This window comes from Rhizobacter sp. Root1221 (assembly GCF_001425785.1).
Lineage (GTDB): Bacteria > Pseudomonadota > Gammaproteobacteria > Burkholderiales > Burkholderiaceae_C > Rhizobacter.
On record NZ_LMDI01000023.1, the window covers coordinates 288334 to 309695 of the forward strand.

At 66.1% G+C, this 21362-nt stretch carries 20 protein-coding genes; 8 read left to right on the forward strand and 12 right to left on the reverse strand.

From position 1 onward, the window contains the following. Positions 1-2 precede the first annotated feature (2 nt). From ASC87_RS17815 to ASC87_RS17850, 8 genes are all read left to right on the forward strand, one after another. The gene (locus ASC87_RS17815) at positions 3-665 is read left to right on the forward strand and encodes a hypothetical protein (RefSeq protein ID WP_056664942.1); all 663 of its coding nucleotides are present in this window, start codon (positions 3-5) and stop codon (positions 663-665) included. Next, the gene (locus tag ASC87_RS17820) at positions 662-2035 is read left to right on the forward strand and encodes a glutamate-1-semialdehyde 2,1-aminomutase (RefSeq protein WP_056665118.1); all 1374 of its coding nucleotides are present in this window, start codon (positions 662-664) and stop codon (positions 2033-2035) included. The genes ASC87_RS17815 and ASC87_RS17820 overlap by 4 nt, the downstream gene beginning before the upstream one ends. Positions 2036-2044: 9 nt before the next feature. Continuing rightward, positions 2045-2851, forward strand: a complete 807-nt coding sequence (locus tag ASC87_RS17825; protein ID WP_056664945.1) for an SDR family oxidoreductase — start codon at positions 2045-2047, stop codon at positions 2849-2851. A gap of 24 nt (positions 2852-2875) precedes the next feature. Further along, a complete protein-coding gene (locus tag ASC87_RS17830) occupies positions 2876-4108 on the forward strand; it encodes a lipopolysaccharide biosynthesis protein (protein WP_056664947.1) in 1233 nt (410 codons plus the stop codon). Then, positions 4105-5562 carry a hypothetical protein gene (locus ASC87_RS17835; protein ID WP_157604103.1) on the forward strand — a complete coding sequence of 486 codons (1458 nt, stop codon included), beginning with the start codon at positions 4105-4107 and terminating at the stop codon, positions 5560-5562. The genes ASC87_RS17830 and ASC87_RS17835 overlap by 4 nt, the downstream gene beginning before the upstream one ends. Before the next feature lie 37 nt (positions 5563-5599). Further along, positions 5600-6922, forward strand: coding sequence for an oligosaccharide repeat unit polymerase (locus ASC87_RS17840; RefSeq protein WP_056664952.1), 1323 nt, complete (start codon positions 5600-5602; stop codon positions 6920-6922). Between the two features lie 97 nt (positions 6923-7019). Further along, entirely contained in the window at positions 7020-7787 is a 768-nt protein-coding gene (locus ASC87_RS17845; protein WP_082568708.1) for a glycosyltransferase, read from the forward strand. A gap of 268 nt (positions 7788-8055) precedes the next feature. After that, positions 8056-9156 carry a glycosyltransferase gene (locus tag ASC87_RS17850; protein ID WP_056664959.1) on the forward strand — a complete coding sequence of 367 codons (1101 nt, stop codon included), beginning with the start codon at positions 8056-8058 and terminating at the stop codon, positions 9154-9156. 37 nt (positions 9157-9193) lie between these two features. Here the strand turns inward: ASC87_RS17850 and ASC87_RS17855 are convergent, their stop codons facing one another. The 12 genes from ASC87_RS17855 to ASC87_RS17910 all read right to left on the reverse strand — a co-directional run bounded on the left by ASC87_RS17855 (position 9194) and on the right by ASC87_RS17910 (position 21361). Next, entirely contained in the window at positions 9194-10162 is a 969-nt protein-coding gene (locus ASC87_RS17855; protein ID WP_056664962.1) for a GDP-mannose 4,6-dehydratase, read from the reverse strand. Then, a complete protein-coding gene (locus ASC87_RS17860) occupies positions 10159-11055 on the reverse strand; it encodes a GDP-mannose 4,6-dehydratase (RefSeq protein WP_056664965.1) in 897 nt (298 codons plus the stop codon). The genes ASC87_RS17855 and ASC87_RS17860 overlap by 4 nt, the downstream gene beginning before the upstream one ends. Further along, positions 11052-11711 carry a class I SAM-dependent methyltransferase gene (locus ASC87_RS17865; RefSeq protein ID WP_056664968.1) on the reverse strand — a complete coding sequence of 220 codons (660 nt, stop codon included), beginning with the start codon at positions 11709-11711 and terminating at the stop codon, positions 11052-11054. Before ASC87_RS17865 ends, ASC87_RS17860 begins: the two co-directional genes overlap by 4 nt. Positions 11712-11740: 29 nt before the next feature. Continuing rightward, on the reverse strand, positions 11741-12718 hold the full coding sequence (locus ASC87_RS17870) for a glycosyltransferase family 4 protein (RefSeq protein WP_056664970.1): 978 nt from the start codon (positions 12716-12718) through the stop codon (positions 11741-11743). Between the two features lie 201 nt (positions 12719-12919). Next, positions 12920-14800, reverse strand: coding sequence for a nucleoside-diphosphate sugar epimerase/dehydratase (locus ASC87_RS17875; RefSeq protein WP_056664975.1), 1881 nt, complete (start codon positions 14798-14800; stop codon positions 12920-12922). Further along, positions 14797-15393, reverse strand: a complete 597-nt coding sequence (locus tag ASC87_RS17880) for a sugar transferase (RefSeq protein WP_056664978.1) — start codon at positions 15391-15393, stop codon at positions 14797-14799. Before ASC87_RS17880 ends, ASC87_RS17875 begins: the two co-directional genes overlap by 4 nt. Positions 15394-15396: 3 nt before the next feature. Then, positions 15397-16560: a DegT/DnrJ/EryC1/StrS aminotransferase family protein gene (locus ASC87_RS17885; protein ID WP_056664981.1), complete on the reverse strand. Its 1164-nt coding sequence runs from the start codon at positions 16558-16560 to the stop codon at positions 15397-15399. 3 nt (positions 16561-16563) lie between these two features. Beyond that, positions 16564-17247: a class I SAM-dependent methyltransferase gene (locus ASC87_RS17890; RefSeq protein ID WP_056664984.1), complete on the reverse strand. Its 684-nt coding sequence runs from the start codon at positions 17245-17247 to the stop codon at positions 16564-16566. Next, positions 17244-18473, reverse strand: coding sequence for a glycosyltransferase family 4 protein (locus ASC87_RS17895; RefSeq protein ID WP_056665121.1), 1230 nt, complete (start codon positions 18471-18473; stop codon positions 17244-17246). The genes ASC87_RS17890 and ASC87_RS17895 overlap by 4 nt, the downstream gene beginning before the upstream one ends. Continuing rightward, entirely contained in the window at positions 18470-19537 is a 1068-nt protein-coding gene (locus ASC87_RS17900; protein ID WP_056664989.1) for a glycosyltransferase, read from the reverse strand. The genes ASC87_RS17895 and ASC87_RS17900 overlap by 4 nt, the downstream gene beginning before the upstream one ends. Next, positions 19537-20139: an acyltransferase gene (locus ASC87_RS17905; RefSeq protein ID WP_056664992.1), complete on the reverse strand. Its 603-nt coding sequence runs from the start codon at positions 20137-20139 to the stop codon at positions 19537-19539. Before ASC87_RS17905 ends, ASC87_RS17900 begins: the two co-directional genes overlap by 1 nt. Continuing rightward, positions 20123-21361 carry a lipopolysaccharide biosynthesis protein gene (locus ASC87_RS17910; RefSeq protein ID WP_056664994.1) on the reverse strand — a complete coding sequence of 413 codons (1239 nt, stop codon included), beginning with the start codon at positions 21359-21361 and terminating at the stop codon, positions 20123-20125. Before ASC87_RS17910 ends, ASC87_RS17905 begins: the two co-directional genes overlap by 17 nt. Between the last annotated feature and the right edge of the window lies 1 nt (position 21362).

Here is a 21362-nt window from a genome sequence, read left to right on the forward strand (position 1 = left end):
ACATGAAGTACCTCCGCACTTCCCTCGAACTGACCGGGCTTTGCCAATTGGCTGCCGGGCAGGTCAACAACATCCTGTGCGACAACGATCCGATCCACGCGGCAGACCTGATGCCATCCGCAGCGACCGCCCTCGAGCGGTTGACCCACTGCTTCGCCCACGTCAACAACGGCTATTTCTTTGACGGGAGTCAGTCAGTCTTCGATCACCTGCATGGCGACCAGTACGCGATGTGGTTGTACTTCCTGTCCAACCAGCTCCACCGCGAGGGCGCGCCCGCCGGCTGGTGCAAGAAGTTGTTCCTGTTGAACAAGGCACTCCACGGGTGCGACATCTTCCACGAGGTGTCGCTTCCCTCCATCTTCCTGCTGGTCCACCCACTCGGAACGGTGCTCGGACGCGGAAACTACGGCGATTACCTGATCGCCTACCAGCGCGTGGGCATCGGCAGCAACCACAACATCTACCCCACGCTCGGCAACCACGTCACGCTCCGCCCCGGCAGTTCGGTGCTGGGCCGATCCGTCGTAGGAGACAACTGCAGCATCGCTGCAGAATCGCTGCTGTTGGACCGCGACCTGCCCCCAAACAGCGTTTACATCGGAAATCCGCGCGAGCACATCATCCGCACGCAGATCCACGTTCAACCCATATGGCGAACATGACCTCTTCATCCGACGACTTCGACGCGCTTCGCGCCCGCCTCCATCGCGCCATTCCCGGTGGCGCGCACACCTATTCCCGTGGCGACGACCAGTTTCCAGCCATCGCGCCGCCCCTATTTGTACGCGGCAAGGGCGCCCACGCCTGGGACACGGCCGGCAACCGGTTCCTCGACTACGGCATGGCGCTGCGCGCCGTCACGCTCGGCTATGCCGATCCACGCATCAACGCAGCGGCCGCCGCCGAGATGGAAAAAGGAGTGAACCTGACCCGGGCGACGCTCACCGAGCTGGAGGCCGCGGAGGCACTGATCGATCTCATCCCGTCGGTCGAGATGGTCAAGTTCGCCAAGAACGGGTCGAACGTGACGACCGCCGCGGTGAAGATCGCGCGTGCCTACACGGGAAAGCGCTATGTCTGCGTGCCGCGCCAGCAGCCATTCTTCTCGTTCGACGATTGGTTCATCGGCACCACCGCGCTCAAACGGGGCATCCCGACCGACCAGGTGTCGGCGACGCTGGTGTTCGACTACAACGACATCGCCTCCCTGAAGGCGCTCTTCGATGCACACCCGGGCGAGATCGCGGCGGTCATGCTCGAGCCCGCGACGACCGCCACCCCCTGCCCTCCCAGTTCGCAGGCCCCAGCGAACTGGCCTGGACAACCCGGCTGTCCCGGCGAGACGAACTTCCTTCAAGAAGTCCAGTCGCTCTGCCGCGCACAGGGAGCGCTCTTCATCCTGGACGAGATGATCACCGGCTTCCGCTGGCATCTGCAGGGCGCGCAGACATTCTTCGGCGTCCAGCCCGACCTAACGACCTTCGGGAAGGGCATGGCCAACGGCTTTTCCGTGGCCGCGGTCGGCGGTCGGCGCGAAGTCATGGCGGTCGGCAGCATCGATCGCCCAGGCATGGAGCGCACATTCCTGTTGTCCACGACACACGGAGCGGAAATGCCAGGCCTCGGCGCCTTCATCGAGACGGTCAACATCTACCGGTCTGAGAAGGTCGTCGATCACCTGTGGGCCTACGGCAAGAAGCTGCGCGACGGCATGACGGAGATCTCGAATCGCCACGGCCTCGCCCAGCATTTCCAGATGGACGGCCCGGCCATCAGCCTGAACTACCTGACCCGCGACCGGAGCGGAAACCTTTCCCTCGCGCTGCGCACGCTGTTCGCCCAGGAACTGCTAAAGCGAGGCGTGATGATGCCCTGGATCGCCATCTCGCAGGCCCATGGGGAGGCGGAACTCCAACAGACACTGGAAGCGGTGGATGGCGCCCTCGGCGTATTCGTCCAGGCGTTGGATGCGGGAACGGACGGCCTGCTGCAAGGTCAGGCCATCCGGCCGGTCTTCCGCACGCACAACTGAATGCCGACGATGTCCTCACTGACCAAGTTTCAGCTGAACGGCAAGGTCGCGCTTGTCACGGGCGGAGCCGGCATCCTCGGGCAGAAGTTCTGCGCTGGCCTCATGGAAGCCGGTGCCCGGGTCGCGGTGGTGGACGTCGACGGCGGCGCTGCGTCTGCAGCGGCATCGCAACTCGGCGAAAACGCCACGGGCTTCGTTTGTGATGTCTCCGATGCCACCTCGGTTCGCGATTGCGTCGAAGCGGTCGTTGCCCGTTTCGGCGGCATCGACATCCTCCATAACAACGCAGCGACGAAGTCTCAGGATGTACGCGCTTTCTTCACACCATTCGAGGACTATTCGCTCGACGTTTGGCGCGAGGTGATGTCCGTGAACATCGACGGCATGTTCCTGATGGCCCAGGCCGTCGGGCGTCACATGATCGCAAACGGGAACGGTGGCACCATCGTCCAGACCGCATCGATCTACGGGCTCGTCGGCCCGGACAGCCGCATCTACGAGGGTTCTGACTACCTGGGCGGACCGATCAACACTCCCGCGGTATACGCAGCGTCGAAGGCGGCCGTCGTCGGCCTGACCAAGTGGCTGGCGACTCACTGGGCGAAAGCCGGCATTCGGGTCAATTGCCTGGTTCCTGGCGGTGTTTCCAGCGGCCAGAACGGAATCTTCTCGGAGCGCTATTCCGAGCGCGTTCCGATGGGCCGCATGGCACAGGCCGACGAAATGGTGCCCGCATTGCTCTACCTCGCGTCCGACGCTTCGAGCTATGTCACGGGACAGGTGCTGGCCGTAGATGGCGGTTGGACCGCCTGGTAGAGACGAAGCTGACCGGCCCTGTTGATGCTGACCGCTCTCATCAAGCTTCTCGACATCGCGGCGAGGTCTCTGTTCGTTCTGCTGAGCCTGTACGCGCTGCCGATCCGCTCTACCGGGCAGTTCGGGCTGGCCCTGACGCTGATCGGATTCTTCACCTTCTTCAGCGGATTCGAGCGCTACGTCGATCTCCAGCGCCGGATGGTAGGGCACGATGCGGTCGAGTGTGATCGACTGATCGTCAATTCGTGGCAGTTCTATGCGACAAACTACATCGCGTGCCTCCCGATATTGCTAGCACTTCTTGTGTGGTGGGTCTCGCTTCCGGTCGACGTCGCCCTGCTCTGTCTCGTCATTGCCATCGGCGAGCACGTGTCGGGCGAGGCGTATCGGATCGCACTGATCGCGCCACGGTATCGTGCCGTTCTGCTGACGGCGCTCGCCAAGAACCTCGCCTTGCTCCTGTGGGCCGCGTCCGAGATATGGCTCTCGCATGACCAATTCGACATCCATCGACTGACTGCCGCCTGGGCCGGGCTGTCGTTGCTCTTTGTGCTCGTCGCAGCGATCGTGTTCACGCGCAGCTGGGCCTTTCCATCCCTGGCCAGTGTGTGCGGGGCAAAGTTGACACGAATCCAGCAGTTCCGCGCTTCCCGCACCCACTTCATGATTGGGCTCGTGGCAGTCGGACTGCTACAGTGCGACCGCGTCGTCGTCGGGTCCTTGCTATCGCTCGAGGATTCGGGCATCTACTTCCGCCACATTCTGCTGGCCTCGTTCGCATACCAAGTCTTCAACGTAGCGTCGTACGGGCGGGTGGCCGCGCATGTCTACCAGCACCTTCACGCGAATCGAGGGCACGAGGCCCGGGCAATTATCCGGCGCGAGATGACGATGCTTGTGCCGGCTTCGGCACTCGTCATCGCCGTGTTCTATTTCCTCGCATCGGACCACGGGTTTATTCCGGCGCTGCGATCGGTGAATGCCAATTTCCTGGCGGTGCTGACATTGGGCTTTCTCGTGCGAGCCTGCGCCGACTTCAATGCCCTGCTGCTGAACGGTGCGTACTCGGAGCGAGATGTTTTTGTCGCACAGTTTTCGACCCTCTGCATCACCGTCCTGCTCAATTCGGCAATGACCCAGTATTTTGGACTGGTGGGCACGGTGGTCACCGTCGCGCTCGGCTCCTGCATCTACCTGCTGATATCGAGCATCTACACCCGCAACAATCCCTCGCTGAACGCGACCCTCGCCACATGACTTCAATCGCCGCTCACGCAACCACGCCGTCTCACACCGACGTCAACGCAGTGACGCCTGTACTGAGTGCCAATCGCCGTGTGCTGATATTTCCGGCCTACCGCACCGCCGCATGGTGGGGCTACATCGGACAGAACCTCGGTTGGGGCGAAAGCGTAGTAGTCACCGACGTGCGGGGTCAAGGCGACCGATGTGTTGTCGACGATTTCTATCAGGAGCTAGCGCGGATCCGTCGCTCGCCGGCCCCCGTCTCCGCTCTGCTGTCTCCCGACGAGACGCGGGACGTCATTGCCCGATGCCGCCTTCTTCGCTGGCTGGAACCTCGTCTGGCAGCGGCGATGGCCCACGCGATGGCCATTGCCATGGACAAGGTGCTGGAGGAGGTGAAGCCCCGTCTCATCCTGAGCTTCCCCATCGACCGCTACGTGATGGACGTTCTCGAAAGACGTGCTCACGCACGGGGAATCAAACACCTTGAGCTGACTGCGAGCGTCTTGCCGAGGATGTCGATGCTGCTGTACCGCGGGCAATTGGTGCGTGTCGCGCAGCCCCCCCCCTCCGACCAAGTCCAGCGCACGGTCGCGGAAATCGCGAACCCCGACTTCACCCCGAGCTATGTCCAGAAGAAGTCGAAGTTCACGAAGACCCGGTTTATCAAGACGCTGGCGTACTTCCGAACGCGCGCCATGGCGTTCAAGGCGATCTCGTGGTTCAAGCGCGACCCGTTGAATCTGCATTACATGGACGCTCAACCTTTCCTAGGCCACAAGTGCCAATGGCGCGACATCCGGGTCGTGGATCTTTGCGACGCACAGTGGCGGACCAAGATGGAGAAATTTCCGCGGGACAAGCGGGTGATGTTCGGTCTTCAACTGTTTCCAGAAGCGTCGATCGACTACTGGTTGCGCAACATCGCGTTGATCGACCACGAAAACCTGGTCGTCGATGCGGCGAGGTCGTTCTCCGAGGCGGGTTACGTCGTGCTCATCAAGGACCATCCGTCCCAGTTCGGCTTTCGACGAACAGAATTTCTCGACCGGCTCCTTGCCCTTCCGAACACGGTGATGGTTCCATACGACGTGAGCGGCAACGAACTGGTCTCCCTGTCAGGTGCCAGTTTCACGTGCACAGGCACACTCGGGCTGCAGGCAGCCTTGGCGGGCCTGACTTCGGCGGTCACGGAGTCCTACTATGCCCTCGACGAAGATTTCGTGATGCTCCGCGAGCGCCACGAAGTGAAATCACTGGGTCATTCCACGTTGACGAAGCAGTTCGGTGCCCCGATCGATGTTCGTCGCCATCGTCTTGTCACCAATCTCCTGCGCGGGAGTTTCGAAGGTGACTTCTTCTCCTTCCAGGGCTTCAACTCGGCTAAACCAGCCCCTGGCGCCCTTGGCTTGGCCAAGGCGGTGGGAATGAGGCTCGACCAACTGGTCGAGGAAGGCCAGCTGTGACCCTTTCCGCAGGTTCGATACGGCCGGGACGGATGCCATGACCCATCCGGCCATCCTGATGCTCAAGGTGTGGGGAACCTGCCTCCTGCTCTATCTGCTGCTGCCGTTCCAGATGGTGGACAAGGCGTTGACGGTCCAGGGTTGCCTGGTGCTGGCCGCCTACCTCGGCGCGTTCTGCGCCGGGGCGGTGGGCCTGTTCGCTCCTGCGAAACCGGCAACCGAGCCCGCCCCTGCCCGCCTCGCGTTCTCCCGCACCGACCGCGTGCTCGTGTCAGCCAGCGTCATCGCAAGCCTGGCCTACCTACTGGACCTCCGCGACAAGAACGTGCTCGACCTGGCCGTGGCCTACGAGATGCGATCGGATCAGGCCGGCGCATTGCTCGAAGGCGCCGCTTCGGCAAGTTCGATGATGTTCCAGATCGGCTTTCTGACCTACCCGGCGGCTTATGCCTATGCGGTCAGGTCGATCGTCTTCGAAAAACACCTAAACGCGTGGCGCCTGGCAGCATTCGGGTTCCTCCCGATCGTCCTGGCGACTCTTGCCACCGGCGGTCGCTCACCGCTGCTGTACGGGCTCGTGATCGCGTTCCTGTCGATGAGCGTTCGGCGGTTTCACCAGCAAGGCATCCGCCGCGTCAACGAATCACCTCGCGCGGCCAACGCCGGCAGGCGTCGCAAGCTCTTGATGGCCGCCGTCGGCCTTGCCGCGATGGTCTATTTCGTCGCAGTGTTCTTCACCCGAGCAGCTGCGATGGGTGGTGGAGAAGGCATGTTCCGGGTTGCGGAACAAGGCTGGGGTGTGACGTTCCGCGGCGCCGTGGCCGACGTCCTGTACCAGGCGCTTGGGCCTGACTGGACCTACATCGTGTTCGTCTTCAGCTGGTACATCGTGCAGGGACTTCCCATGGCGTCCCACATCTTCTCGGCCTACCACGGCCCGATGCAGTTCGGGATCTACGGAATCGACATCGTGTCGGCGCTGGCTCGTCGCGTCGATGGTTCGCTGGTGGCAAGTCACTTCGACGCGCTGCAACAGATCGGCATCTACGGCTTCTACCCGGCAGCGTGGGGATCGCTTCATGTGGATCTCGGCTACCTCGGCATCGCGGCGAGTGCGCTTTGGGGCGTGCTGGCCGGCTGGGTATACCGCCGCATCCGTGCGGGCTTGGATGCCCGATGGCTGCTGTTCGCACCCTTCGTCGTGATGGGCATCCTTTTCAGCTTCATCAACACGCCGATCGGGTTTGCCAACGGATTGATCACCCACCTGTGGGTCGTTCTCGCCTTTGCCATGGCCAAGCGGCGCAGACCCGCATCCGCCGCGTCCCCTGCAACGCCACCCTTCACCGTGGCCAGTTGACCTCCATCGCCCGGGAACGGATGGCACGAAGTTGGCGCGTTCGGACGCAACGACCAGTAGCAGCCCCCTTGGCTTCCTCGCCAGCACACATATCGCAATGATCTCCAACTCGATGACACTGTCGGTCGTGAGCCATGGGCACGGCTCGCTGCTTCGGCGACTCCTTGTCGACCTGCAATCGTGCGACGGCATTTCAGGTACCCGGATCATCGTCACGCTGAACGTCAGCGAACCGTTCGACGCAGGCGATTTCGACCCGCTCCGGATCACCGTCATTCGGAACGACGTGCCCATGGGATTCGGCGCCAATCACAATCAGGCGTTCCACATGTGCGAAACGCCGTGGTTCATGATCCTCAATCCGGACCTGAGGCTTCCTCAGCCCGACTGCTTCGAAAAGCTTCTCGAAGCCACCCGCCGCTTGCCAGAGGCGGCGCTGCTGGCGCCGACGATCACGAACTCCGAAGGCGTACCCGAGGACGCCGTTCGGACCAACCTGACCTTCCTCTCCTTAGCCGCCCGCGCCCTGAAACGCCCGCGCACCCATCCCGACACCGAGCGGCCAGCGCGCCGCCCGGGCAACTTCTACTGGCTGGCGGGCATGTTCCTGATGGTCCGTTCAGACGTCTTTTCTGCGCTGGGTGGATTCGACGAACGCTACTTTCTCTACTGCGAAGACTATGACCTGAGCGCGCGGCTCTACAACGCCGGCCATGGCATCGTCCAGGTGAGTTCCGTGCGGGCCGTGCACGATGCGCAGAGGGACAGCCACCGATCGTTCAAGCACCTGAAACTCCACCTCACCAGCCTTCTCAAGGTTTGGACATCGCGGGCCTTCTGGCAAATCTGTCGAGACGGCCAATGACCTGGAATTCCCGCACGCGGTTGCGTGCTGTGACTGGCGCAGCTGGGATACGATCGCGGTTGACACACGGCAATGTTCCGGAAACATTGGCCGTTGGGGAATGCCTGACGATCTCAGCTCAAGACAGGGCCGATCACAAGACGGAGTGGTGATCAATGCCAGACGCGCCATGTGAACACTTGGCGCGGCGACCGAGGGCGACCGCCGCTGGTGGCGCAGCGGTGTGCGGCCAGCTGCACATTCCCCCGAACTAGAACCATGCAAGCCTATGACCTATTTCGCCACCTGTTTTCTCGTCGGGCTGTTCGCAACGTTGTTCGTCATGCGCACGTCGCGCCGCCACCAACATCTGTCCGCCGACCATGACCTGAGCGGCCCCCAGAAGTTTCATGCCCGCCCCGTGCCACGAATCGGGGGCGCGGGCGTCATGCTGGCCATCATGGCGGGTGCCACCATCGCGCAAGTCTCAAGCTCGCCGGTGGCGCCGCTGATTTGGACCCTGATCGGCTGTGCCATTCCGGCGTTCGTCGCCGGCATCCTCGAAGATCTCACAAAGAAGGTGTCGCCCAGAAAACGACTCATCGCCACCGCGGTATCCGCCGCACTGGCTGCAGGATTCGTGGGCGCGGTCATCGATCGCACCCACATCCCCGGCATCGACCTGCTGATCCCCTGGTTCCCGTTCGCCGTAGCGCTGACCCTCTTCACGGTCGCTGGCGTCGCCAACGCCGTCAATATCATCGACGGATTCAACGGCCTGGCCTCGATGTGCGTGTTCATGATGATCCTGGCCATGGCCTACGTGGCCTTCCAAGTCGGGGACACGTTCGTCTTCACCGCGAGCCTGATCACCGCCGGCGCGGTCCTCGGGTTCTTCGTCTGGAACTTCCCCGCCGGCCTGATCTTTCTCGGCGACGGCGGCGCCTACCTGCTCGGCTTCTTGCTGGCCGAGTTGGGCATCCTGCTGGTGCACCGAAACGCCAACGTCTCCCCGATCTTTCCGCTGCTGCTCTGCGCCTATCCCATCTTCGAGACCATCTTCACGATGTACCGGCGCAAGGTGGTGCGTGGCGTAGCCACGGCGGCACCGGATGGGATCCACCTGCACACGTTGATCCATCGCCGCCTGATCCGCTGGACGCTGGCCAACAACACCGAAGGCCGCCGCTTGACGCGCCGCAACTCGATGACGTCACCGTACCTGTGGCTGCTGTGCCTCACTTCGGTGATCCCGAGCGTGTTGTGGTGGAACAGCACGGCGATCCTGTCGTGGTTCCTGTTGGCGTTTGTGGTGGCGTACGTGTGGCTCTACGCACGCATCGTCCGGTTCCGGACCCCGCGCTGGATGGTGTTCCGCCGGCACCGCTGACTTCGGTCGGGCCGCCATGCAGCGGCCCGATTTCAGGTCATTTCGAAAGCCGCCCCATATCCGCATCCACCATCGTCGTGATCAAGGTCTGAAGGCTGGTGCGGGCCTGCCAACCCAGCTTTTGCTGCGCTTTGCCGGGATTGCCCAACAACACATCCACCTCGGCCGGACGGAACAGCGCGGAGTCGATCACGACGTGTTTGTCGGCGTCCAACCCCAGGTGATCGAAGGCGATGCGGCACATCTCGCGCACCGTGGTGGTCTTGCCGGTGGCGATGACGAAGTCATCGCCGCGTTCCTGTTGCAGCATGAGCCACATGGCCTCGACGTAGTCGCCCGCAAAGCCCCAGTCGCGCTTGACGTCGATGTTGCCCAGGCGCAGCTCAGTTTGCAGGCCGAGCTTGATGCGGGCCGCGGCATCGGTCACCTTGCGGGTCACGAACTCGATGCCGCGCAACGGGGATTCATGATTGAACAGGATGCCGCTCGAGGTGTGCAGGCCAAAGCTCTCGCGGTAGTTCACCGTCATCCAGTGCGCATACAGCTTGGCGGCGCCGTAGGGGCTGCGGGGGTAGAACGGGGTCTGCTCCGATTGCACGGCCTCCTGGATGAGCCCGAACATCTCGCTGGTGCTGGCCTGGTAGAAGCGCGCAGTGGGGTTCACGATGCGCATGGCCTCGAGCACGTTGACGGCACCCAGGCCGGTGACGTTGCCCGTCAGGAGCGGTTGGGACCAGGACGTTCCCACGAAACTCTGGGCCGCCAGGTTGTAGATTTCGTCGGCCTTGCTCTGTTCGATGATGCGGATCAGCGACGACAGGTCGGTGATGTCGCCATCCACCAGCTGGACGTCGTTGCCGATGCCCAGGTGCCGAAGGCGCCACAGGGTGTCACTGGAACGCCGGGCCAACAGGCCGCTGACCTTGTAGCCCTTGCTCAACAGCAGTTGCGCCAGGTAGGCGCCGTCCTGGCCGGTGATGCCGGTGATGAATGCGGATTTGTTCATGGCAGTTCCCGTTGATCCCAATAGTCAAGAATGTCTCTGAGCGTCTGCTCGAACGAAATGGCTGGTTGCCAGCCGGTCTGGTGGTGAAGTTTGTCGAAGCTGCCGACCACGCGCCGCTGCTCGGAAGGGCGCATGCGCGCCGGGTCGGTGACGAGTTCCACGGACATGCCCGCCAGGGTCGCCAGGGTTTCAATGATGCTGCGCAGGCTACGCTCGACGCCGGAGCAGACGTTGTAGGTCTCGCCGTTGACGCCGTGCTCCAGCAGCTGCCTGTAGGCCCGCACGATGTCGCGAACGTCGCAGAAGTCGCGGGTGGCATCGATGTCACCCACGTTCAGCTTGGCATCGCGCAGGCCCTTGCGAACATCGCTGATCTGACACGCGAAGTCAGCCACCGCGAACTGGGTGCCTTGACGCGGCCCGATATGGTTGAACGGTCGGGCCACCACGATCTCGAACGGTTCGGTCTGGCTCCACTGATAACACAACGCTTCGGCCGCCACCTTGCTGACGGCATAGGGGTTGCGGGGCTTGGGCAACCGGCTCTCCAGCAGCGGCAACTCATGCTCTGGCACCGCGCCGTACACGTCGCCCGAACCCACGAACAGCATGCGGCCCTTGAACCCGGTATCACGCAAGGCCAGCAGCAGGTTGAGCGTGCCCAGGAAGTTCACGCTCTGGGTTTCCATGGGATTGGCGAAGGCGGCCGGAATGAAACTCTGCGCAGCCAGGTGAATCACCCACTCGGGCCGGATTGCATCGACCGCAGCACGCACGCGTTCGCCGTCGCGCAAGTCGACGGGCCGCCCGTCCAGCAGCAGGTCGCTGCTCGGGAACTGCTCGGCGCAGTGCGAACCGACAAAACCAGAAAGACCGGTGACGAGGGTTGTCATGGCTTGGGCTTGCTGGCAACCACCAGGCACGTCATCGGGTACTGGGTACGCTGCAGGCGATTGAACACCTTCGCGCCAAAGCGGGCGAAGCGGCCGCCCAGGCCCAGGGCCTCCATGGCGATCGGGCCCATGTTCATGTGATTGATGTGGTTGCGCTGGTCGACCTTGAAGCCGGCGGCCTCGACCTGCTGGCACAGGGTGTCGAGTTCCCAGAAGTTGATGTGGGTGCGGTCGATCCAGTGGTTGTAGATCTGGCCACTGGCCCGCTGGCCGTGGGTCAGCGAGCAGTTCGGCACGGTGAGGATCAGGTTGCGGCGACACACGCGGAGGTACTCCCTCAGCGCAGCGTCCGGGTCGGGCAGGTGCTCCAACGTCTCGAACGACAGGATGGTGTCGACGCTGGCGTCAGGCACATCGAGCCGCTGCGCGTCGGAGACCGCAAACAGATGGGGCTTCTGGTCCCAGGCCGCGAAATGCTTGTAGTCGACGCCACGAATCTTGTAGCGATCAGCCAGATGGAGCACGTAGTTGCCGTTGCCGCAGCCGACATCCAGGATCTCTTGGCCGGCATGCTGCAACAGAGCAGCCAGGCGCTCGCGGTTGAGGCCCCGAACGGCGTAGTCCGGATGCTTGGCTTGGTCTTTGGCGCTGGTCATGGTGGATGCGGTGCGTACGTCCTGTGGCATCAGGCGGTGGCGGCCCTGCCCTGGGTCGTCGTCGACGGGGCCGGAATGCCCATCAGCGCGGCGATCCGGGCGGCATAGGGCACCCAGTCGTAGCCCGCGGCAGTGGCGGCGACGTCGGTGTCCAGGCCATAGGCCTGTTCAATGAGACTGCAGACTTCGTTGGCGTCCGCCGGCAGATCGAAGATGAATCCGTTGTGCCCATGCCGTATCACGTCAGGCGCAAATCCGGTGCGGCTCGCCACCGGCACGGCATTCGACATCATGGCCTCCAGCAGCGGGATGGGTCCGCCCTCGAGTTGCGAGGCCGAAACGAAGACGCTCATCTGGGCATAGTAGCCAGGGTACTCGGTGTAGGGCGCTTCCACGTAGCTGAAGTTGGGTTGCCTCTCCAGCTCGTCGAAACGCGGGTAATCTCGCCAGCCCTTGCCCAGCAACAGGAACTGCCGGTGCGGCAACTTCTTGACGATCTCCAGCACGAGATCCGGCGACTTGCGCGCGTAGTAGGCCGAACAGAAGCCGACCTTGCCGTCCGGCTGGCGAACGTGGGGCCGGTAGGTCTGGATGCTGGCCGCACCCACGGCCACGCCGAGCCGATGCGGCGCCACACCCAGCCGTTGAAGTTCGGCGCGCAACACCTCGTTCATGCAGATGACACCGTCGCTGCTGTCGAGCAAGCGGGCCAGGCTCTCGTTCGGGATGCCGTGTTTGTCGGCCTCCAGGTGGGTGGCGAACACGAAGGACTGCCCGCGCCGCACCGTGCGGACCTTCGACAAGGACCCCACGTAGAACATGTAGTGAGAGAAGAAGTAGCGGCTCGCCTGCGGCAGTGCCTCGCCGTGGTGGCAATACCGGATGTCGAGCCCGGGCAAGCGGCTGCCGATCTCGCGGCAGATCGCCTCCAGGATCCAGCCGGGCGCGCTCTTCGGCGGCGTCACGAAGACCACGTCGGCCTGTGTGGCAGATGTGGGAGCCAGCAAGCGGCCTAATCCCCTCAGCACAGCGGACATCGTCGGATGGGACAACACCCGCAAGCGAGCGGCCACCATCGTTTGTTTACTCTTGGACATCGTCGTTTCCGTCGCGTGACGGTGAATTTTTGGCGATCGGCAGGCGCGTTCGGACGTGCCGATCGAGAACCCGGCACATTACCAGCATATCGCCCGCGCACGGGTCGCGGCTCACCGCGCCTCGTACTCCGGCACAAACCCCTTCAACGCCTTCCGGCAAGCCGCCGGCACCATCGTGTAATTCACGGTCGTGAGCCACGCCAGCATCTCCGCCATCCAGGCATCCCCCGCCGGCTCCTGCAGCTTCGCGATCCGCAGCCGGGGATGCCTCGACGCCAGGGTGTCGTCCGCATCCGCCAGCAGCTCCTCGTACAGCTTCTCCCCCGGCCGGAGCCCGCTGAACACGATCGGGATCTCCCCATCGCGGTGGCCGGACAACCGGATCAAGTCCCGCGCCAGGTCCACGATCTTCACCGGCTCACCCATGTCGAGCACGTACACCTGCCCGCTCTCGGCCAGCGCGGCGGCCTGCAGCACCAGGCGCGCGGCCTCGGGGATGGTCATGAAGTAGCGGGTGATCTCGGGATGGGTGACGGTGACCGGGCCGCCCTTGGCGATCTGCTCCTTGAACTTCGGGATCACGCTGCCGCTGGAGCCGAGCACGTTGCCGAAACGCACGGCCGCGAAACGGGTGGCGTGGCCCTGGGTGGCCAGGTGGGACAGCACCATCTCGGCCGCGCGTTTGCTGGCACCCATCACGTTGGTGGGGTTCACGGCCTTGTCGGTGGAGATCAGCACGAACCGTTCGGCGCCCGAGCGAGCGGCGGCGGTGGCGGCGTGGAAGGTGCCGAGGGTGTTGTTCTGCAACGCCATCCACGCGTTCTCGTCTTCCATCAGCGGCACGTGCTTGTAGGCGGCAGCGTGCAGCACGAGGTGCGGGCGGTGCGTGTGGCAGGCATGTTCGATCTGGGCCAGCTGCTTCACGTCGCCGATGAGGCGCACGAGGGGCAGGTGCGGGTGCAGCTCGGCCAGTTGCTGCTCGATCTGGTACAGCGCCAGTTCGCTCTGCTCGAAGAGCACGAGGCGCGACGGGCCGTAGCGCGCGAGTTGACGGCACAGCTCCGACCCGATGGATCCGCCGGCACCGGTCACCAGCACCGTCTTGCCCGACAACAGGCCCGAGATGCCGGATTCGTCGAGCACCACCGGGTCACGCCCCAGCAGGTCCTCGGGTTCGATGTTGCGCACACGCTCGATGCGCGCGCTGCCGTCCTGCAGTTCGCTGACGGACGGCACGGTGAGCACGGGCAGGCCGCAGGCGGACGCCAGGTCGACGGCGCGGCGCCGCCGGGCGGCGCTGGACCCGGGCAGTGCCACGATCACATGGGTGGCGCCGCCGATGACGTCGGATCGCGCCACATCGGCCAGGGTGCCGGCGACCTCCACGCCGCCGATGCGCGCCCCCAGCTTGGCGGGGTCGTCGTCGAGCAGCGCCAGCACGATCCAGCCCTGCTGGTGGATGGTGGCCAGCAGGCGCTTGGCGGCTTCACCTGCGCCCATCACCACGGCACGGCGCACCTCGGTGTCGTTGCCGGTGATGCGCGAGCGCGCCTGCTCGTACACCATGCGGTAGAGGATGCGCACGCCGAACACCGCCATCAGCGTGATGACCGGGTGCAGTGCCAGCACCGCGCGCGGTACCTGGCTCAGCTGGGCCATGGACACGACCACGGCACACACCGCACCCGCCACGCCGCAGGCCACCGTGAGCCGCTTGACCTCGGCAAAGCCGGAGAACCGCCACATGCCGCGCGGGATGCCCAGCGCGACGAACACGACCAGGTACACGGCCACCACCCCACCCATCACGGCCAGGTCGTAGGACGGGCGGGCCGTGATCCAGCGCTCGAAGCCCAGGCGGAACAGGTAGGTGATGTTCCAGCTGGTGGCCACGATCAGCGCGTCGACCGCGAGCGACAGCGGCTGGCGGTGGGGCCGCAACCGCGCGAGGAACCGGTCGAGGCGGTGCCAGAAGGACAAGGTGGTGGTCATGAACGGAAGACGATGCGCAAGGTGCGGCCGATGAGCCGCAGGTCGGTGGCGAGCGAGGCCTGTTCCACGTATTGCGCGGCCAGGCGCAGCTTGGCGGGCATCACCACGTTGACGTACTCGGCCTCGGGGTCGGCCGCGGCGGCGAGCACGCCGGCTTCGTCGCGGTATTCGATGGACGCGGGATCGGTGATGCCGGGGCGCACGCTGAGCACCTTGTCGCGCAGCGCCGCGGGGTACAGGGCCACGTAACGCGGCACTTCGGGGCGCGGGCCCACGAGGCTCATGTCGCCCTTGAGCACGTCGATCAGCTGCACGAGTTCATCGAGCTTGTAGTGGCGCAGCACCCGGCCGGCACGCGTGACCCGGCGGTCGGCACCCACGGTGATCTCGGGCCCGTCCGTCGCGGGCGTGTGGGTCATCGTGCGCAGCTTGTGGATGCGGAACGGCACGCCGCCCCGCCCCACCCGCTCCTGGCGGAAGAACACGGGGCCGGGTGAATCGACCTTGATCCACAGCGCCAGCACGAGCAGCAGCGGCGACAGCACCACGAGCCCGAGGCCGGCGAGCAGCAGGTCGAAACACCGCTTGGCCATGGGTCAGGCGAGCGCGGCGCGCAGCGCGGTGGCCACGCGGGCCACGTCGGCATCGGTCATGCGGGTGTACAGCGGCAGCGAGAAGCTGCGCTCGTACACGTGCTGCGACTGCGGGAACTGCTCGGGCTTGAGGTTGCCACGGTCGCGCCAGTAGGGCTGCAGGTGCAGCGGGATGTAGTGCACGCTGCAGCCGATGCCGGCGGCAAACAGGCGCTCGATCACGGTGTCGCGCGGCACGGCCACGCCGTCGGCGAGCCGCAGCACGTAGAGGTGCCACGAATGGGTCTCGCCTTCCGGGGCCTTCGGCGGCAGCACGAGCGGCAGGTCGGCCAGCGCCGCGTCGTACAGCGCGGCCAGCTCGGCGCGGCGTTCCTGGAACCGGCGCGCCTTGCGCAGCTGGTGGATGCCCAACGCCGACGCGATGTCGGTGAGGTTGTACTTGAACCCGGGGGCGATGACCTCGTAGTACCAGCTGGGGGTCTTGGACTGGAAGCGGTCGAACGCGTCGCGGCTGATGCCGTGCAGGCGCATCACCTGGATGCGCTTGGCGATGGCCGGGTCGCGGGTGACGACCATGCCGCCTTCGCCGGTGGTGATGGTCTTGTTCGCGTAGAAGCTGAACACCGTGATGTCGGAGTCGAGCGTGCCCACGAGGCGGCCACCGCTGGTGGTGGGCAACGCGTGGGCCGCGTCTTCCACCACCTTCAGGCCGTGCCGGCGCGCCAGCGCCAGCAGCGCGGGCATGTCGGCGGCCAGGCCAGCGTAGTGCACGGGGATCACGGCCTTCGTGCGCGGCGTGATGGCGGCTTCCACCGCGGCCACGTCGATGCACAGCGTGGCCGGGTCCACGTCCACCAGCACCACGTCGGCGCCCAGGTAACGCACCACTTCCGCGGTGGCGGTGAAGGTGTGGGTGGTGGTGATGACTTCGTCGCCCGGCCCGACGCCAAGCGCCTCGAGCGCCAGGTGCAACCCGGCCGTGGCGGAGTTGACGGCCATCGACTGCAACGACGGGTCGCCGAGGAACGCGGTGAAGTCGGCCTCGAAACGGCGCGTCTTGGGCCCGGTGGTGACCCAGCCGGACTTCAGCGTGTCGACGACTTCGGCGATGTCTTCGTCGCCGATGTCGGGCAACGCAAAGGGCAGGAAGGGGAGTTCAGCGGCCATGGTTCAGGGTTTGGCGATCCAGCAGAGCACGTGGGTGCGCAGGAACGGCAGTGTGTTGAAGAGAGTGTAGAACGCAGGGTGCCAGCGGGTCACGGCCCGCGCGATGGGCGGCGCCAGCGTCACGCGGGACGCCGACACGCGGCCCTGCGGGAACAGCGCCCGCACACGCCGCAGCGGCACGCCGCGCACGTCGCGGTTGCGCGGGTTGTCGACGACGAAGTCATACCAGAGCACGGCGCCGCCCGGGCGCACCCAGCGCCACAGGGTGTCGGCCAGGCGCTGCTGGAAGTCGTCGTCGAGCAGCGACGAAAACACCGTGGAGACGAACACGATATCGAGCGACGCCGGGGGCACGTCGATCGCGAGCGCATCGGCCGATTGCAGTACCACCGCCGCCGGCAGCACGGCGCGCGCCGCCTCGTACCGCTCGGGCAGCAGTTCCACGCCACTCAGGTGTTCCGGGCGGATGCCGGCCCGCAACAGTTCCAGCAAGTTGCCACCAGCGCCGCAGCCCACTTCCATCACGCGCACCGTGGACAGGTCGGACAGGCCCTGGCGTGCGAAGAGCCGGAGCATCGCCCGCTGGCGTTCCTGCACGGTGTGCCACACGTCGGGGCGCAGCAGGCTGTAGCGGTCGTCCGCCGCGCGGCGGGCGTACCGTTCGGCGACGGCCTGGGGTTCGTTCATGGGGTCACCGCCTCGATGAACCGGGCTGCGAGCACCGGGTAGGTGTGGTGGGCGCGCACGAACGCGCGGCCGCGTTCGCCCATCGCGGCGCGCTCGACCGGCGGCGTGGCAGCCAGCCGGCGCAAGCCGTCCACCACCGCCGGCGCCGACTCGGGTGCCACGGTGAGGCCGCAACCGGCCTCGGCCACCGGATCGTTGCCAGCCTCCACCGAGTGCAACACGGCACGGCCCGCCATCATGTAGTCCATCAGCTTGTTGGGCGCGATGCCGAAGCGGTACAGCGGCACGCGCTGCCAGCCGATGTAGGCGATGTCGAACTCGGCCAGCAGCGCCGGGATCTGGGCCTTCGGGATGGGCGGGAACATGGCCACGCTGGTGAGGCCTTCCGACTGCACGCGTGCGGCCAGGTGTGATTTCAGGTGGCCGTCACCCACCATCACGATGGACAGCGGGTCGCCGCGCAGGCCGGCGGCGGCGTCGAGCAGCACGTCGAGCGCGTTGGGCTCCCCATGCGAGCCGGCATAGCCCACCACGGTGCGGCCGGCCGCGCGTTCGCGCCGGAGGTGGGCCAGCAGCGTGCCGTCGAGCGGAGCGGCCTCGCCATCCCATTCCTCCGGCGAGATGCCGTTGGGCACGATGTGCAGTTTCGCCAGGTCGAGGCCGTGCGCGGCCATGTGGCCGGCCACCTTGGGCAGCATCGACACCACCGCGTCGGCGTCGCGGTACGCGTCGTCTTCGGCCTTCTGGCACAGCATGATGAACGGGTGGTGTTTCGACAGGCCCGACAGTTCCATCGGTGACGCGGGCCACAGGTCGTGCACCTCGTAGACCAGTTTCGCGCGCGCGAAACGGGCCAGGCGGCGGGCCACCCAGATGTCCATCGGGTACGTGCTGGATGCGATGACCACGTCGGGCTTGAACGCCGCCACCTGCCGGCGGGCATCGCGCCACACCTGCCACAGGAACGTGGCGATGTTGCGCACGCGGCCGAGGCCGTTGCCCGTGTAGCGGGGCGCGGGCCACCAGCGGTAGGCGATGCCGTCGATCACCTCGTCCACCGGGGTGTCGGCCACCTCGGGCTGGCGAGCGCGCACGTGGGAGTACGAGGCCGCGACGATCTGCACGCGATGGCCCGCTCGCACCCATTCGCGCGCCAGGTAGTACGGGCGGAACTCCATGCCGTGGCGGGGCGACCCGGCATAGTGGTTCAGGAGGAGGATGTTCATGCCGGGGGCCATTCGTTCAGGCGGTCGAGCAGCCGGCCCACGGCCGGCGGGAACAACGCGTGTTGAGACACCCAGGCCCGGTTGGCCGCGGCAATGCCGGCACCACGCGGCAGCAGGCGGCCCAGCGCCACCGGATCCAGGGTGTCGGTGACGATGCGGCCGTTGTCGCCGTCGCGCACCAGCTCGCGGTTGGCCGGCAGATCGCTCAACAGCGGAATGCAGCCGTGGGCCATGGCCTCCAGCACCGACACGGCCACCGAATCGCTGGCCGGCAGGCTCACGTACCACTGCGCGCGGTCGTACCACCCGGCCTGCGTGGCGGCGTCCAGGCGGCCCACGAACTGCACCGCGTGGGCGATGCCGAGCGCCAGGGCCTGGTGTTCGAGGGCCCCGCGCAACGAACCGCCGTTGGCCACCACCAGCCGGGCCTCGGGGTGGGTTGCCAGCACGCGGGAGAACAGCACCAGCACCCGGTCGGGCTGGTACAGGGGTTCGAGGCCCCGGTTCGCGAAAAAGAGCCACGGCACCTTCTCGCCGGGTGCAGGGGGCATGGCCTCCAGGCCGAACGGGAAGGTCATGACCTCCCCCGCGCCCAGCACCTGCATGCGTTCGGTCATGTGCGACGAATCGCTGGTGCACAACGCACAGGCCCGCAACACACGGCGGGTAAGCAAACGGTACGCGGCGGACTGCGACGGCGTGACGAGGATGTCACTGCCCCAGGCCGACCCCACGATGCGCGCACGCAACCGCCAGAACCGCTTGGCCAGCCAGGCCAGCGTGCCGTGGGACGTGAGGTAGTGGGGGTTGAGCCAGTCGGCATCCACCTCGCGCAACCAGCGGCCGAGCAGGGGCAACGACCGCAACACACCGACGTTGCCGCCCGCGTGGTTCGCCTGGGTGCCCAGCGCCAGCCGCCGCTCCATCGGCACCAGGCCGTCGAACGCTGGCAGGAAACCGCGGCTCGACGCCACCCACAGCGACACCCCGGGCGTGGCCGTCAGCGCACGCGCCCACTTCAGCAGATGGGGGCTCTGGCCGTCGCCGATCAACGCGATGCGCATCACGCCCCGTCCCCGCGCTTCGCCCAGGCCTCGTAGTGCTCGCGCCATTGCGGGTGTTTCTCGAGCAGCACGGCATCGGTGTCGCGGGTGTCACCCATCACCTTGGCTGGCGCGCCTCCGATCACCGAAAAGTCGGGGAAGTGGCCGCGCACGCGGCTGTGCGACAGCACGAGGCACCCGATGCCGAGGGTGGTGTGGGGTTCGATCACCGTGTGGGGCCCGATGAAGCAGAACGCGCCGATGTGCACGGGCCCGCCAATGAACCCGGGGCGGCCGCCGTCGGGCAGTTGGTGGAATTCGTGGCCCATCAGGCGCAGGCTGCGGTGCGAGCTGTGGCTCACGATGCTGACGAAGTTCGTCACCTGCACGCCGGTGTCGATGCGCACGCCGTGGCTCGCCTCGATGAAGTTGAAGTGGCCGATGAACACGTCGTCGGCCAGCACGAGGTTTTCGTCGTGCTCGATGCACGTGCTGGGCGACAGCCGGGTGAGCGGCAGCGGCCGGCCGTCGTGTGCACGCTCGCCGAACAGCACGCGAAAGAACAGGCGGTGCCAGATCCAGCGGCGCACCCGGTTGATCCAGGCCCTAAGCGGCAGTGGCATGGGGCACCTCCTTCCAGGTCGCGAGCCACCAGAAGTAGGCTCCGAAGTACAGCGTCATGCCGGCGGACACGGCCCAGGCGCCCGCCAGCAGGCCGCCCACGTGCAGGCCGGCGGCCAGCGACAGCAGGAACACGGCCTGGCCACCGAGGGCCACGCGCAACGCCCAGGCCTGCGCCCGCCAGGCGAGTGTCACGACCGCCAGCGGGGCCGCGATGAAGTGCACGCCGATGTAGGGGGCGAGCGCCCGTGCCAGTTCGCCGGCGGGCCGCCAGCGTTCGCCGAAGAGCGCGCCGAAGATCTGCGGCCCGGCCAGCACCAGCACCAGCACGAGCGGCACGGCCACCAGCGCCAGCATGGCCATGACCTGGCGCACGGCACGGCGGGCGGCATCCGGCTCGGCGTGGGCCAGCTTCGGGTACAGCGCCTGCGACACCGCGCCGCCCACCAGCGTGGCCGGCGCCTTCAGGTACCGCAGCGCGAGGCCCCAGAACCCGGCCGAAGCCTCGCCCGTCCATGCCACCAGCAGCGCCACGGCCAGCGTGTCCTGCAACGCGCCAGCGAAGGCATGGGGGGTGTTGAGCAACGGGAACTCGCGGTGCCGACGGGCAACCGCCGCCAGCGCCGCGCGCGGGGTGGTCCACAGCGCGCGCCAGCCGCCGAGCGGCCTCGGGTGCAGCATCCACGTGCAGGCGGCCATCGCCGCCAGCACGGGGCCAGCCACCAGGCCCGTCACCCCGAGGTGGGCGACACCGCCCGCCACCTGGACCACGGACGCGCCGCCATAGTGCGTGATGCGGCTGCCCGACAGGCGCCGGAAGTGCTGCGCCCGGGTGGACCACAGCGTGAGGCATTGCACCAGGCCAGCGGCGCCCACGGCAAACGGCAACCAGGGCCAGGCCGGCAGCCAGCCGGCGTATCCCGCCACCGCGGCGACCGGCACGCACAGCAGCGACACGGCCAGCAGCACGCGCAGGCACAGCGCGATCAGGTCACGCGCCTCCGCCTCGTCGCGGGCCAGCGGCAGCGCGAAGTCGTACCGCGCGCAGGCCACCACCGCGATGTTGGCCGCCACCGCGGCAAACACGGTGTAGTGGCCAAACTCGGCCGGTGTGTAGAGCCGTGCCAGCCAGGGCCCGAGGAGCAGCGGCAGCGCCTGCGCGAGCGCACCGCCGGCCAGCAGGGTCAGCGTTGCCTTCAGCAGACCATCGGGCCGGCCGTGCATG

Bases quoted from the DNA above. Each gene is read 5' to 3' on its own strand.
- ASC87_RS17815 (WP_056664942.1), top strand. From the start codon at position 3: ATGAAGTACCTCCGCACTTCCCTCGAACTGACCGGGCTTTGCCAATTG.
- ASC87_RS17820 (WP_056665118.1), top strand. From the start codon at position 662: ATGACCTCTTCATCCGACGACTTCGACGCGCTTCGCGCCCGCCTCCAT.
- ASC87_RS17825 (WP_056664945.1), top strand. From the start codon at position 2,045: ATGTCCTCACTGACCAAGTTTCAGCTGAACGGCAAGGTCGCGCTTGTC.
- ASC87_RS17830 (WP_056664947.1), top strand. From the start codon at position 2,876: ATGCTGACCGCTCTCATCAAGCTTCTCGACATCGCGGCGAGGTCTCTG.
- ASC87_RS17835 (WP_157604103.1), top strand. From the start codon at position 4,105: ATGACTTCAATCGCCGCTCACGCAACCACGCCGTCTCACACCGACGTC.
- ASC87_RS17840 (WP_056664952.1), top strand. From the start codon at position 5,600: ATGACCCATCCGGCCATCCTGATGCTCAAGGTGTGGGGAACCTGCCTC.
- ASC87_RS17845 (WP_082568708.1), top strand. From the start codon at position 7,020: ATGATCTCCAACTCGATGACACTGTCGGTCGTGAGCCATGGGCACGGC.
- ASC87_RS17850 (WP_056664959.1), top strand. From the start codon at position 8,056: ATGACCTATTTCGCCACCTGTTTTCTCGTCGGGCTGTTCGCAACGTTG.
- ASC87_RS17855 (WP_056664962.1), bottom strand. From the start codon at position 10,162: ATGAACAAATCCGCATTCATCACCGGCATCACCGGCCAGGACGGCGCC.
- ASC87_RS17860 (WP_056664965.1), bottom strand. From the start codon at position 11,055: ATGACAACCCTCGTCACCGGTCTTTCTGGTTTTGTCGGTTCGCACTGC.
- ASC87_RS17865 (WP_056664968.1), bottom strand. From the start codon at position 11,711: ATGACCAGCGCCAAAGACCAAGCCAAGCATCCGGACTACGCCGTTCGG.
- ASC87_RS17875 (WP_056664975.1), bottom strand. From the start codon at position 14,800: ATGACCACCACCTTGTCCTTCTGGCACCGCCTCGACCGGTTCCTCGCG.
- ASC87_RS17880 (WP_056664978.1), bottom strand. From the start codon at position 15,393: ATGGCCAAGCGGTGTTTCGACCTGCTGCTCGCCGGCCTCGGGCTCGTG.
- ASC87_RS17885 (WP_056664981.1), bottom strand. From the start codon at position 16,560: ATGGCCGCTGAACTCCCCTTCCTGCCCTTTGCGTTGCCCGACATCGGC.
- ASC87_RS17890 (WP_056664984.1), bottom strand. From the start codon at position 17,247: ATGAACGAACCCCAGGCCGTCGCCGAACGGTACGCCCGCCGCGCGGCG.
- ASC87_RS17895 (WP_056665121.1), bottom strand. From the start codon at position 18,473: ATGAACATCCTCCTCCTGAACCACTATGCCGGGTCGCCCCGCCACGGC.
- ASC87_RS17900 (WP_056664989.1), bottom strand. From the start codon at position 19,537: ATGCGCATCGCGTTGATCGGCGACGGCCAGAGCCCCCATCTGCTGAAG.
- ASC87_RS17905 (WP_056664992.1), bottom strand. From the start codon at position 20,139: ATGCCACTGCCGCTTAGGGCCTGGATCAACCGGGTGCGCCGCTGGATC.
- ASC87_RS17910 (WP_056664994.1), bottom strand. From the start codon at position 21,361: ATGCACGGCCGGCCCGATGGTCTGCTGAAGGCAACGCTGACCCTGCTG.